10 protein-coding genes are annotated in these 12810 nt (G+C 72.7%); all 10 read right to left on the bottom strand.

From position 1 onward, the window contains the following. Positions 1-20: 20 nt before the first annotated feature. The 10 genes from PYS65_RS32180 to PYS65_RS32130 all read right to left on the bottom strand — a co-directional run bounded on the left by PYS65_RS32180 (position 21) and on the right by PYS65_RS32130 (position 12635). Positions 21-1124, bottom strand: coding sequence for a CaiB/BaiF CoA transferase family protein (locus PYS65_RS32180; protein ID WP_279337467.1), 1104 nt, complete (start codon positions 1122-1124; stop codon positions 21-23). A gap of 70 nt (positions 1125-1194) precedes the next feature. Then, the gene (locus tag PYS65_RS32175; protein ID WP_279337466.1) at positions 1195-2247 is read right to left on the bottom strand and encodes an LLM class F420-dependent oxidoreductase; all 1053 of its coding nucleotides are present in this window, start codon (positions 2245-2247) and stop codon (positions 1195-1197) included. A gap of 115 nt (positions 2248-2362) precedes the next feature. Then, a complete protein-coding gene (locus tag PYS65_RS32170; protein WP_016828289.1) occupies positions 2363-3124 on the bottom strand; it encodes a 3-hydroxyacyl-CoA dehydrogenase in 762 nt (253 codons plus the stop codon). A gap of 42 nt (positions 3125-3166) precedes the next feature. After that, positions 3167-4360, bottom strand: a complete 1194-nt coding sequence (locus tag PYS65_RS32165) for a thiolase family protein (protein ID WP_279337465.1) — start codon at positions 4358-4360, stop codon at positions 3167-3169. Positions 4361-4456: 96 nt separating this feature from the next. After that, entirely contained in the window at positions 4457-5260 is an 804-nt protein-coding gene (locus tag PYS65_RS32160; protein WP_279337464.1) for a crotonase/enoyl-CoA hydratase family protein, read from the bottom strand. 70 nt (positions 5261-5330) lie between these two features. Next, a complete protein-coding gene (locus PYS65_RS32155; protein WP_279337463.1) occupies positions 5331-6785 on the bottom strand; it encodes an aldehyde dehydrogenase in 1455 nt (484 codons plus the stop codon). Between the two features lie 269 nt (positions 6786-7054). After that, positions 7055-8020: an LLM class F420-dependent oxidoreductase gene (locus tag PYS65_RS32150; protein WP_279337462.1), complete on the bottom strand. Its 966-nt coding sequence runs from the start codon at positions 8018-8020 to the stop codon at positions 7055-7057. 261 nt (positions 8021-8281) lie between these two features. After that, positions 8282-9436, bottom strand: coding sequence for an acyl-CoA dehydrogenase family protein (locus tag PYS65_RS32145; RefSeq protein ID WP_279337461.1), 1155 nt, complete (start codon positions 9434-9436; stop codon positions 8282-8284). 207 nt (positions 9437-9643) lie between these two features. Then, the gene (locus tag PYS65_RS32140; RefSeq protein ID WP_279337460.1) at positions 9644-10600 is read right to left on the bottom strand and encodes a PDR/VanB family oxidoreductase; all 957 of its coding nucleotides are present in this window, start codon (positions 10598-10600) and stop codon (positions 9644-9646) included. A 1417-nt stretch (positions 10601-12017) separates the two neighbouring features. Continuing rightward, positions 12018-12635 (bottom strand): TetR/AcrR family transcriptional regulator, encoded by a 618-nt coding sequence (locus tag PYS65_RS32130; RefSeq protein WP_279337459.1) that lies wholly within the window; start codon positions 12633-12635, stop codon positions 12018-12020. Positions 12636-12810: the final 175 nt, after the last annotated feature.

Genomic DNA, 12810 nt, shown 5'->3' with positions numbered 1-12810 from the left:
TGGTGCGGGTGCGTCCGGCGTCATGGGGTAATGCCCCAGTCGGTGAGTACGGCGTGGGTGTCGGCGCCGGGGGTGGGTGGGGTGGTGGGTGGGGTGGGGGTGGTGCGGGAGAAGCGGGGTGCGGGGGCGGCCTGGGGGATGCCGTCGGGGGTGATGTGGGTGGTGCGGGCGGTGAGGTGGGGGTGGGTGGTGGCTTCGGCGAAGGTCAGCACGGGGGTGACGCAGGCGTCGGTGTCGGCGAAGGCCTCGGCCCACTGGTCGCGGGTGCGGGTGGCGAAGACACGGGTGAACGTCTCGCGCAGTCGGGGCCAGCCCGCCCGGTCCTGGGGATCGGGCAGGTCGGCCGCCTCCAGGCCCAGCCCTTGCAGCAGACGGGCGTAGAACTGGGGTTCCAGGGCGCCGACGGCGACGTGCCGGCCGTCGGCGCAGGCGTAGGTGTCGTAGAAGGGGGCGCCGGAGTCGAGGAGGTTGTAGGCGGGGGTGTCGTCCCACACGCCGGTGCCGCGGAACGCCCAGATCATCTGGGCCAGCGAGGTGGTGCCGTCCACGATCGCGGCGTCCACGACCTGGCCGGTGCCCGAACGGTGCCGCTCGTGCAGGGCCGCCAGGATGCCCATCACCAGGTAGAGGGAACCGCCACCGAAGTCGCCCAACAGGTTGAGGGGGACGGTGGGGCGGGCGCCGGAGGTGCCGATGGCGTGCAGGACACCGGTCACCGACAGGTAGTTGATGTCGTGCCCGGCCCGCTGCGCCCACGGCCCGTCCTGCCCCCACCCGGTCATCCGGGCGTAGATCAGACCGGGATTGCGCTCCACGAACGCCTCCGGCCCGATCCCGAGACGCTCGGCCACCTGCGGGCGGAAACACTCCACCAGCACGTCGGCCCGCTCCACCAGCGCCCGCACCACCTCCAGACCCGCCGGGTCCTTCAGGTCGGCCGCCACCGAACGCCTGCCCCGCAGCAGCCAGTCCGCCGCGCCCTCGGGCACCGTGCGCAGACCCCCGCGCGGGCGCTCCACCCGCACCACGTCCGCACCCAGGTCCGCGAGCAGCATCGCCGCGTGCGGACCCGGCCCGAGACCCCCCAACTCCACCACCCGCAGGCCGTCCAAAGGTCCGGGCATCATGTCCTCCTCGAGCCCCGCGGCGTGCGGGGCGGGTTTGTCGACGTTACGTGCGGGGGGGGGGAGCCGGTCAGCCGGCGGCGAGTGCGGCGACCCGCTCGACGAGCGCGATGCGCGCGGCCCGGTCGCTCGCGTCGGGGCCCACCGGCTGCAGGGACAGGGTGGTGACGCCGGCCGCGGCGTAGGCGGCGAGCCGCTCGGCGACCTCGTCCTCCGTGCCCACCAGGCACAGGGCGCGTACCAGTTCCTCGGGCAGCACCGCGGCTGCCTCCTCCTTGCGCCCGGCCAGGTAGAGGTCCTGGGTACGCCCGGCCTCCTCCTCGTAGCCGTAGCGGCAGGCCAGGTCGTTGTAGAAGTTCTTGCCCTTGGCACCCATCCCGCCGATGTAGAGAGCGAGTTGGGCGCGGACCGCGTGCAGCGCCTGTTCGGTGTCGGTGCCGACGGCGGCGGGTACTCCGATGCTGATCCCCAACTCGCCCAGTTCCGGGTCGCGTCGGGCCCGGCCCTCGTCCAGCGCGGGGCCGAAGACCTCGGCCGCCTTGCCGGGGTGGAAGAAGATCGGCTCCCACTCCTCGGCGATCTCGGCGGCCAGCGACACGTTCTTGGGGCCGATGGCGGCGAGCAGCACCGGGATGCGGGCGCGCAGCGGGTGGTTGATCAGCTTGAGCGGCTTGCCGAGACCGGTGCCCTGCTCCGCGGGCAGCGGGATGCGGTAGTGCTTGCCCTCGTGGACGACGGCCTCGCGGCGCCAGACCTTGCGGCAGATCTCGACCAGTTCGCGGGTGCGGCCGAGCGGCGCCTGGTAGGGCAGGCCGTGGAAGCCCTCGATGACCTGCGGGCCGGAGGCGCCCAGGCCGAGGGTGAAGCGCCCGCCGGAGACGTAGTCGAGTCCGGCGGCCGTCATGGCCATCAGCGTGGGGGTGCGGGAGTAGATCGGCAGGATGCCGGAGGCGATCCGCAGCCGTTCGGTCTTGGCGGCGATGTAGCCGAGCTGGCTGACGGCGTCGAAGCTGTACGCCTCCGCGACGTAGACGACGTCCAGCCCCACGCGCTCCAGGTCGCGCAGTTCCTCGACGGCCTCGACGAAGCCGCCGCTGTAGTCCAGTTTCATGCCGATGCGCATGACGGGGTTCCCTTCCGTGGGGAGCCGGGTGGGTGCACCGGCGGTGCCGGGCGGGGACGGCGTCCACGGGTCCGCGACGCAGGTGCGGAGCCGTGGACGCCAGGGGGACGGGAGGTCAGCGCGGACCCATCCGGATGGCGCCGTCCAGGCGGATGGTCTCGCCGTTGAGCATCGGGTTCTCCACGATGTGCGCGGCCAGCGCCGCGTACTCGACGGGGTTGCCGAGGCGGGCGGGGTGCGGGATCTGCGCGCCGAGCGAGGCCTTGGCGTCGTCGCTCAGTCCGGACAGGATCGGCGTCTCGAACAGGCCGGGCGCGATGGTGACCACGCGGATCTTCAGCGAGGCGAGGTCGCGGGCGACGGGCAGGGTGAGCCCGACGACGCCGCCCTTGGAGGCGGAGTAGGCGGCCTGGCCGATCTGGCCGTCGAAGGCGGCGACGGAGGCGGTGTTGACGATGACGCCGCGCTCGCCGTCGATCTCCTCGGCGCGGCTGATGCGCTCGGCGGCCAGGCGGATCACGTTGAACGTGCCGATCAGGTTGACCTGGAGGACCTTGGTGAAGTCGGCCAGCGGGAAGGCCCCCTGCTTGCCGACGGTCCTGATCGCGTTGCCGATGCCGGCGCAGTTGACGGCCACCCGCAGGGTGCCCAGTTCCTGGGCGACGTCCAGCGCGGCGGTGATGTCCTGCTCGCTGGTGACGTCGGCGGGGGCGAAGGCGACGCCGTCGCCGAGCCTTTCCGCGACTTCCTTGCCGGGCGAGGAGGGCAGGTCGACGATGACGACCTTGGCTCCGGAGGCGACCAGCTTCTCGACGGTGGCCAGGCCCAGGCCCGAGGCTCCGCCGGTGACCAGGGCGACGCTGCCGTTGATGTCCACGGCTGTTCCCTTCTTCTTACGAGGTGGGTGAAAGGGGGAGGGTCAGAGGCGCTCGATGACGGTGGCGTTGGCCATGCCGCCGCCCTCGCACATGGTCTGCAGGCCGTAGCGGCCGCCGGTGGCCTCGAGGTGGTTGAGCAGGGTGGTCAGCAGGCGGGTGCCGGAGCCGCCCAGCGGGTGGCCCAGGGCGATGGCGCCGCCGCGCGGGTTCAGGCGCTCGGGGTCGGCGCCCAGTTCCTGCTGCCAGACCATGGGGACCGGGGCGAACGCCTCGTTGACCTCGTAGGCGTCGATGTCGTCGATGCCGAGGCCGGCGCGGGCCAGGACCTTCTCGGTGGCGGGGATGACGCCGGTGAGCATGAGCAGCGGGTCGGAGCCGGTCACCGAGAAGGAGTGGAAGCGGGCCCGGGGACGCAGCCCCAGCGCCTCGGCCTTGGCCGCGCTCATGATCAGGGCGGCGGAGGCGCCGTCGGTCAGCGGGGAGGAGTTGCCCGGGGTGATGGACCAGTCGATCTCCGGGAAGCGCGCGCCCATGGCCTCGTCGCGGAACGAGGGCTTGAGGCCGCCCAGTCCCTCGACGGTGGTCGTGGCGCGCACGGTCTCGTCGGTGGTCAGGGTGCGCTCGGTGCCGTCGGCGTCGGTGACGGTGATCGGCAGGATCTCGCTGTCGAAGGCGCCGGAGGCGGTAGCGGCGGCGGCCCGGGCGTGCGAGCGGGCGGAGAAGGAGTCCAGGGCGTCGCGGTCCAGCTTCCAGCGGGCGGCGATGAGCTCCGCGGAGATGCCCTGGTTGACCAGGCCCTCGGGGTAGCGGGCGGCGACCGCGGGGCCGGCCGGGTCCTGGCCCTGCGAGCTGCTGAACATCGGCACCCGGCTCATCGACTCCACGCCGCAGGCGATGGCGATGTCGTAGGCGCCCGACATGACGCCCTGCGCGGCGAAGTGCGCGGCCTGCTGGCTGGAGCCGCACTGGCGGTCGATGGTGGTGCCGGGGACGGACTCGGGCAGGCCCGCGCCGAGGATCGCGTTGCGGGCGATGTTCATCGTCTGCTGGCCCGACTGGGAGACGCAGCCGGCGATGACGTCCTCGATCAGTGCGGGGTCGAGGTCGTTGCGCTCCACCAGGGCGCGCAGCACCCGGGAGAGGAGGTCGGCCGGGTGGATGCCCGACAGCTGCCCGCCGGGCTTGCCCTTGCCCGAGGGGGTACGGATCACATCCACGATCACGGCGTCGTTCATGGGACTTCCTTTTCCTGGGAGAGGTGCGGACGGGGGTGGGGTGCGGACGTCCGCGGGGTCGCTGTGCGGGCGTCCGGGGTGGTCAAGGACCGTAGGTCAGCGGCCGGTCCAGCGGGGTGCGCGCTTCTCGGCGAAGGCGCGCGGGCCTTCCTTGGCGTCCTCGCTGGCCATGAGGGCGCCCATCTCCTTGTTGTTGAGCGTCCACAGCTGCGGGTCCAGGTCCGAGCCGTAGGCGTGGCTCTCGCGCAGGAGCCGCTTGGTGCTCTGCACGGACAGGGGCGCGTTGGCGGCGATGGACTCGGCCAGTTCCAGCGCGCTCGCCAGCACGTGCTCGCCGGGCACGACGCGGTTGACCAGTCCCCATTCCAGGGCGGTCTGGGCGGTCATCGGCTCGCCGGTGTAGAGGAGTTCGGCGGCCACCTTGGCGGGGACCTGTCGGGGCATGCGGAACACGCCGCCGGCGGCCGCCATGAGGCCGCGCTTGACCTCCGGCAGGCCCAGGCGGGCCTCCTCGGCGGCGACCACGAGGTCGCAGGCGAGGACGATCTCGGTGCCGCCGCCGAGCGCGAATCCGTTGACGGCGGCGATCAGGGGCTTGTCGATGGGGTGCTGCACCAGTCCGGCGAAGCCCCACTCCTCGTGGTCCTCGGCCGACACCGGCCGTCCGGCGGCGAGTTCCTTCAGGTCGGCGCCCGCGCAGAACGCCCGGCCCGCGCCCGTGATCACGCCGACGCGCAGGTCGGGGTCGGCGGCGATCTCCTCCAGTGCCGCGCCGACGGCGGCGGAGAGGGCGGCGTTCACCGCGTTCATGGCCTGCGGCCGGTTCAGGGTGATGATGCCCACGTGGCCGCGCCGCTCCAGCGTCGCGGCCGCCGCGGCCGTCTCCTTCGAGTTGCTCATGGGTGTCCTGTCTCCTGTGGTGTACGGGTGGGGCCGGTCGGCTGTCGCCGGTGCGGCCCGTGCGCCGGGCTCAGGCGGTCGCGGCCTGCGCGGGTCGGTAGACCGACTTCAGGGAGTGGTAGGGGGCCAGCCCCTCCGGTCCCATCTCGCGTCCCAGGCCGCTGGCCTTCACGCCGCCGAAGGGGGCCTGGAGGTCGACGCCGTACTGGTTGACGCCGATGGTGCCGGTGCGGATGCGGGCCGCGAGGTCCATGCCGTGGTCCAGGTCGGCCGTCCAGACCGTGCCGCCGAGTCCGTAGTCGGAGTCGTTGGTGAGGGCGACGGCGTGGTCCTCGTCCTCGTAGCGGATCACGCACAGCACGGGGCCGAAGATCTCCTCGCGCGCCACCCGCCAGTCGTTGTCCACGTCGGCCAGGACGGTGGGCCGTACGAACCAGCCGTCCGTCAGGCCGTCGACGGGTGCCGAGCCGCCGGTGGTGAGTCGGGCGCCCTCGCGCACGCCGAGGTCGACGTAGCCGCGCACGCGGTCCCGCTGGGCGGCGCTGACGAGCGGGCCGACCTCGGTCGCCCTGTCGAGCGGGTCGCCGACGCGCAGGGCGCGGACGGTGTCGGTGACCGCGTCGACGATCTCCTCGTAGCGGGCGGCGGGGGCCAGGATGCGGGTGCTGGCGTGGCAGGTCTGGCCGTTGTTGGTGAGGCTGACGTCCAGCAGTGCGGCGGTGAAGGCGGCCAGGTCGGCGTCCTCGGCGAGGATCGCGGCGGACTTGCCGCCCAGTTCGAGGGTGACCGGGCGCAGCAGTCGTCCGCACTGTTCGCCGATGGCGCGGCCCGCCGCCGTGGAGCCGGTGAAGGCGATCTTGTCGACGCCCGGGTGGGAGACGAGCTGTTCCCCGGCCTCGCGGCCGCCCGGCAGGACGTTCAGGACGCCGGGCGGGAGTCCGGCCTCCTGTGCGGCGTCGGCGAAGTAGAAGGCGTCCAGCGCGGTCTCGGGGGCCGGCTTGAGGACCACCGTGCAGCCGGCCGCCAGCGCGGGTCCGATCTTCATGGCGGCCAGTGACTGCGGGTAGTTCCAGGGCGTGATGGCGCCGACGACGCCCACCGGCTCGCGGCGCACGACGGTCTCTCCGATGAGGCTCGGCCGCACGTCCGTCTCGGGCAGTTCGCGCAGCAGTCGCGCGTAGTAGGCGACGGTCATCGAGGCGCTGAACCCGTTGACCGGGATCGAGAGCGACAGGGGCATCCCGTTCTCGCGGCTGACCAGCGGGGCGATCTCGCGTCCGCGGGCCTTCAGCGCGGCGGCGAAGCGGTCCAGCAGGTCCGCCCGCTCCTGGGCGGGCATGCTCCCCCAGGGGCCGGCGAGCGCGGTGCGGGCGGCCGCCACGGCGGCGTCCACGTCCGCGGCGGAGGCCATCGCGGTCCGGCCGAGCACCTTGCCGGTGGCGGCCTCGATGACGTCCTGGCCGCTCGCGTCGGCCGGCTCGGTCCACCGTCCGCCGATGAAGAGTTGCCGTCGGTCCAGTTCCATGGAGTTCCCTCGTTTCTTCCGCCTCGCTGGGTGGGCCGTTCCGCCGGGACGTGCCGGCTCCCTGACGGGCAGGGGTGACAGGCTCCAGGGGCGCGCGGCGGCGCGGGTGCGCGGCAGGCTCGCGAGAACGGCGACGGGCGCCGAAGCGCGAGGGCAGCCTGCCTTCATTAAACTAATGACTATAGATAATCATAGGGGCGCGGGGGTTCCGGTGCCAGCCCCTGCGCAGGTCCGTCGCCCGCGAGGCCCGGCCCGGCACCCGCACCCGCTCAGCCGTCGGGAGCCAGGTCACGCACGGCGCGCACGGGGTCCTGCGGGTCCCCCACGAGGTGGATCACGGGCGTGGTGACCCCGTTGTCGACGTACTCACCGATCCGCTCCCGGCAGTGCTCGGCGGGGCCGTGGATCACCAGTTCGTCCACCACCTCGTCGGGCACCGCGCGCAGCGCCGCCCGGCGGTCCCCCTCACCCCAGGCCCGCCACATCGGTCCCAGGGCATCATCGCGGCCCAGCCACTCGTGGAAGGCCCGGTAGACCGGGACGTTGAGGTAGGCGGTGATCATCCTTCGGCCCAGGGCGCGGGCCGTCTCGGGGTCCGCGCCGGGCATCACGAAGATCCGCGCGACGATCTCCTTGGCCGGGTCGCGCTCGCGCACGTAAGGCGCGATCGTGCGCACGTCGCGCGCGGAGAGCCAGTTGACGATCGCCCCGTCCCCCTCCCGGCCGGCCAGCCGCAGCATGCCGGGGCGCAGCGCGGCGATCAGCACCGGCGGCGGCTCCTCGGGGACGAGCCGGGCGGTGAAGCCCCGGACCGCGAAGGTCTCGTAGGTCTCGTCCACCCGCTCTCCGCGCAGGGCGGCGCGCAGGAAGCGCACGGTGTCCCGGACCCGCTTGTAGGGCTCCTCGAAGGGGATGTCGTTCCAGTGTTCGACGATGACGTCGGAGGAGGTGCCCACGCCCAGGGCGAACCGTCCCGGCGCGGCCGCGGCCAGGGTCGCGGCGCTCATCGCCAGCGTGGCGGGCCCCCGGGTGAAGACCGGCACGATCGCGGTGCCCAGCCGGAGCCGGGGCGCCCAGGCGGAGGCCAGCGCCAACGGGGTGAAGGCGTCGGTCTCGTCCGCCTCCGCCGACCAGACATCGGTGTAGCCCAGGTCGGGCAGGGAGGCGACCAACTCCTTCTGGTCCGCGATCGAGAGTCCCGCCACCGGGAGTGTGATGCCCCAACGCTTCGTCATGCCCGCTCCGTCGTGTCTCGTCGCCCCGGCCGTCGGTGCGGGCCTTCGCCCGTCACCGCGCCCGGCCGTCGCCTTGCCGCCGCGTGTCGTCCGTCCGGCGGACGGCGCCCCTTGCGCCGTCCCGCCCGGTCCGGCTCCGGCGGGCACCCGCACGTGCCCGCCGGAGGTTCCTCGACGCCGTACCGCGGGCCCCCGTCCGCGCGCGATCGGATCGTTCGCGCGCGGACGGCGAGGGGTTGTGGCCCGCGGTCGCGCCGATGGTCAGGAGTTGCGCACCAGATCGCGGCTGATGATCTCCTTCATGATCTCGTTCGTGCCGCCGTAGATCCGCTGGATGCGGGCGTCCATGAACGCCTGGGCGATCGGGTACTCCTTCATGTAGCCGTAGCCGCCGTGCAGTTGGACACCGGCGTCGATGACCTTCCACTGCATGTCGGTGGCCCACCACTTGGCCTTGGCGGCGTCCACCGCGCTCAGCGTTCCGGCGTTGACGGCCCTGACGCAGCGGTCCAGGTAGGCGCGGCTCACCTCGATGCTGGTGCGCAGCTCGGCCAGGGTGAAGCCGACGCTCTGAAACTCCGCGATCGCCTTGCCGAACGCCTGCCGCTCACGGACGTAGTCGAGGGTCCAGCGGAACGCCGCCTCCGCCGAGCTCTGCGCGGCCACCGCGATGCCCAGGCGCTCGCGGGGCAGGTTCTGCATCAGGGAGGCCAGGCCGCTGCCGACCGGGCCGAGCAGGTTGGCGGCCGGGACGCGGGCGCTCTCGAAGAACAGCTCCGCGGTGTCCTGCGCCTGCAGGCCGACCTTGTCCAGCTTGCGCCCGCGGGTGAAGCCGGGGGTGTCGCGCTCCACCACGAAGAGGCTGTAGCCCTTGCTGCCGGCGTCCGGGTCGGTCCGCGCCACGAGCACGATCAGGTCGGCCAGGATGCCGTTGGTGATGAAGGTCTTGGAGCCGTTGAGCACCCAGTGGTCGCCGTCGCGGACGGCGGTGGTGGTGATGCCCCGCAGGTCGCTTCCGGCCGCGGGTTCGCTCATCGCGATCGCCCCGACGGTCTCCCCGGTGACGAAGCCGGGCAGCCACCGCTCCTGCTGCTCCTCCGTCGCGAGGTTCAGCAGGTATCCGAGGACGATGTCGTCGTTGGTGCTGAAGGAGGACTGCAGCGAGGAAGCGCCGACGCGGGCGATCTCCTCGCACAGCACCACGCGGTAGCGGAAGTCGGGCTCTCCCGCGCCGCCGAAGCGCTCCGGCACCGAGAGGCCCACCAGTCCGGCGCGACCCGCCTTCTTCCAGGTCTCCCGGTCCACGCAGCGCTCCTCGTCCCAGCGCTGCATGTTCGGCACGACCTCCCGATGGACGAAGGACCGCGCGGTCTCGCGGTACGCCTCGTGGTCGGGCTCGAAAAGGTCAGTGTCCATCGGTTCTCCTCGTTCGGGGCAAGGTGGGCACCGCGCGGATCGACCGAGCGACCTCGGTCCGCGTGGGCGGGGAAGGACGACCGCGGTGTCGCGGCGGAAGGGGACGGGCCGTCCGGGCGGAAGGTCCCGGACGTGGGGACGGCGTCGGACGGCCGGTGGGTCCCTCGGCGCCCACGGGGGTCGCCGGGCGCCGGACCACCCCGCCGCTCACAGGTCGAGCACCAGGGTCGCGGAGAGGCAGCGGGAGACGCACGGCATCATCGTCCTGCCCTCCTGCCGCTCCTTCTCGGAGAGCAGGGAGTCACGGTGGTCGGGACGCCCCTCCAGCACCGGGGTCTCGCAGGTGCCGCAGGTGCCCTCGCGACAGGAGGTGGTCAGCGCGGCCCCCGCGTCGTCCAGCACGTCGGCGAGGGAGCGGTCGGCGGGCACGGTCAGCGTGGTGCCGGAGCGGGCCAACTTCACCACGAAGCTCCCCGGCTCGGGGGCGTCCTCGAACTCCTTGGGGGCGAAGCGCTCCAGGTGCAGGCTCCCCTCCGGCCAGGACGCGGTGAGCTTCTCCACCGCCGCCAGCAGCGGTTCCGGTCCGCAGCAGTACACCGCGACGTCGTCCCGCTGCTCCCCCAGCACCGACTCCAGGTCCAGCAGTCCGCACTCGTCCTGCGGCTGGACGCGCACCTGGTCGCCGGGCTGCTCGGCGAGCACGTCGAGGAAGGCCATGCTGGAGCGCGTCCGCCCGCCGTACAGCAGGGTCCAGCGGGCTCCGGCCGCCTCCGCGCGGCGGATCATGGGCAGCAGCGGGGTGATCCCGATGCCGCCGGCGACGAAGAGGTACTCCGGGCTGTCCACGAGGGCGAAGTTGTTGCGGGGGCCGCGCACCCGCACCACGTCCCCTTCGGCCAGCCGGTCGTGCACGTGCGCCGAGCCGCCGCGACCGGCCGGCTCACGCAGGACCGCCACCTGGAGTTGCGACCGGTCCGACTCGTCGCCGCACAGGGAGTACTGACGGACCAGGTCGTCGTCGAGCAGCAGGTCGAGGTGCGCGCCCGGCTCCCACGTCGGCACGTCGCCGCCGTCGGGCCGCGCCAGGGTCAGACGCACCACGTCCTGGGCCACCCGGTCACGCCGTCGGACGACCAGTTCGTGCACACTCTCGTTCGCCGGCACCGCTCTCACCTCTCAAGCAGTCGCGGACCTTCCGTCCGCCGCAACCAAATAACCTTATGGCTGTAGATTAACTCTCCCCCTCGTCCACCGCCACCCCCTCCGCGAAGAAGACGGTTCCCCCCCGTCCGGGCGTCTTCGGAGCCGGGACGCACCGGCCCGGGGGCGGGGAGGCTCACGGAACCATCGCGAGGCGGCGGAGCGCGGGGGCCGGCCCCAAAGACGGGGCCGGCCGGGGAAAAAGCGGCAGAGCCTGCCCGACTCCCGGTCACGACGGGGACAGGCCGACCCGGGCACGGTGTCGCAGCCCGGCATACGGGGCGCCACTCGACGTCCAGGCAGACGTAGGCCCGGCCGCGGTCGGCACGCGTACGGCAGCCCGGAGAGCACCCGAACGGGCGGGGCCGCACCGGAAACCGACGTCCGGTGAACCCGGCGTCGCCGGTGCGGGGTCGTGTCCCGCATCGTGGTGCAGGGGATCAAGCGTTACGCGTTCCGGTACGAGGCCCCTGACGATCTCCGGAGAGGCGGCAGTCCATGAAGCGCCCTGCTGAGGCGAGTCGAACGCCCGGCCCGGCGGAGCCACCGTCCCCGACCTGCGGATTCCGGCGCCTTGAGCGGCTGCACCACCCGGCGGGACGCCATCCGGTGCGGCCGGATGCGGCCGCAGGATGTTCACGACAGCGCGGTCGACCACGTGGAGGCACTGCTGTGGGGCGAAGGTTACGGCTGGTGCGGGAACCCAATCTTCGTCACGATCACCTCAATGTCGGCGCCACGGACGGAGCGGGCGGTGCCGTTGAGGACCTAGAGGTCCGGCGTGCCCCCGGCAGAGCCGGCCAAGCCGCTGCGCCGGTGCTCGCACTGGATCACCCGGTGCCGTCCATAGGGATCGGTGACCTTCATGTCGGCACTCAAGTCCCCGCCGACCCCGACACGGACCGCGTTCCGGCAGCCGTCACGGCCCATCAAGTCCCGCACGACGCTGGTGCCGTAGCGTTCCAGCGCCGTCTCCCGGGTGCCGCAGGACTCGCTCTGCGCGGCCCAGTGGGGGAACTCGGCGCGGCTTCAGCCGGCCATCGGGCCGTGCGCCGCCACCGTCAGCCCGGCCAGGTCCTTGCACGCCTGCTCGACGCCGGGCAGGCCCAGCAAAGCCGTGATCATGCCAGCCGCCCGGCCACCGCCCGCACCGGGGCCGAGGGGAACGGCTCGCCGTCCACTGTCCCCGGCGACGCGACCTCGCGGACGATCAGCCTCACGGCGGTCGGACGCCGTCGTCGAGTGACCTTGGGTCAACCGTTCGTCTTCCCCGCCCGGGCACGGGTGGGAGCCGTGGGGCGCAGGACGGTTCCGCCGTCCCGGCGGACGTGCCCTTCCCGTTCCCGGCCCGGGCCCGCACCCAAAAGCCGGCGCGAACAGGTCACCCGGAGCCCACCAGGAGGAGGGCGAAGTCTCCGTACTGGTACACGATTTGATCTTCCGTCAGCTCTCCGTCCTCGCGGTACCAGACGGCCACGCCCATCCCGAGGTCCAGGATCGCGTACGAGGCCAGGCGGGCCGAGGCGACGTGGAAGCGTCCCGCGGCGACCCCGGCCTCGACCAGCTCGCGGAACGCCTTCTCGTACGTGTCGCGCCGGTCCAGGACCGCGGTGCTGTGCGGTTCCTCGAGGCTGCGGATCTCCCGGTTGCCGACGAATGCCTCGAGTCGGTGCCGCGCGTGGTAGCGGACGTGGGCCTCGGTGGCGCGCCTGAGCCGTTCGGCGGGGTCCTCGGTCCCGGCGACGGCGGTCCGGTGGGCGGTGAGCAGCGCGTCCATCGTGCCGATCATGATCTGCGCGAGCAGCGCCTGTTTGGAACTGACGTGTTTGTACAGGCTCGGCCCGCGGACACCGACGGCCGCACCGATGTCGGCCATGGTGGTGGCCTGGTACCCGCGCTGGGTGAACAGTTCCAGGGCTGCGGCGCGGATCGCGTGGGCGCGCGAGGTGCCGTCGGGCCGGTTCGCAGCAGTGTCTCGATGGATACGGGGCTGCGGCACGGAAGACTCCTCGGCGTGGGCTGCGAGATTCGGCTAGTACATGTTAGCGGGATCTGAAGACAACCAGGGGGGTGAATCCCTGCTGCCCTTGACAAGCAGCGCAATAGCCCGCTCTCATGTGGCTAACGTCTATTAGCCAGGCTGCCGGGTCGCGCAGTGCACGAACCTGCCTGGC

Origin of the sequence: Streptomyces cathayae (genome assembly GCF_029760955.1) — a bacterium.
Taxonomy (GTDB): Bacteria; Actinomycetota; Actinomycetes; order Streptomycetales; family Streptomycetaceae; genus Streptomyces; species Streptomyces cathayae.
Note: the sequence above shows the minus strand (reverse complement) of the source record. Positions and strands in the feature narration are given on the sequence as shown.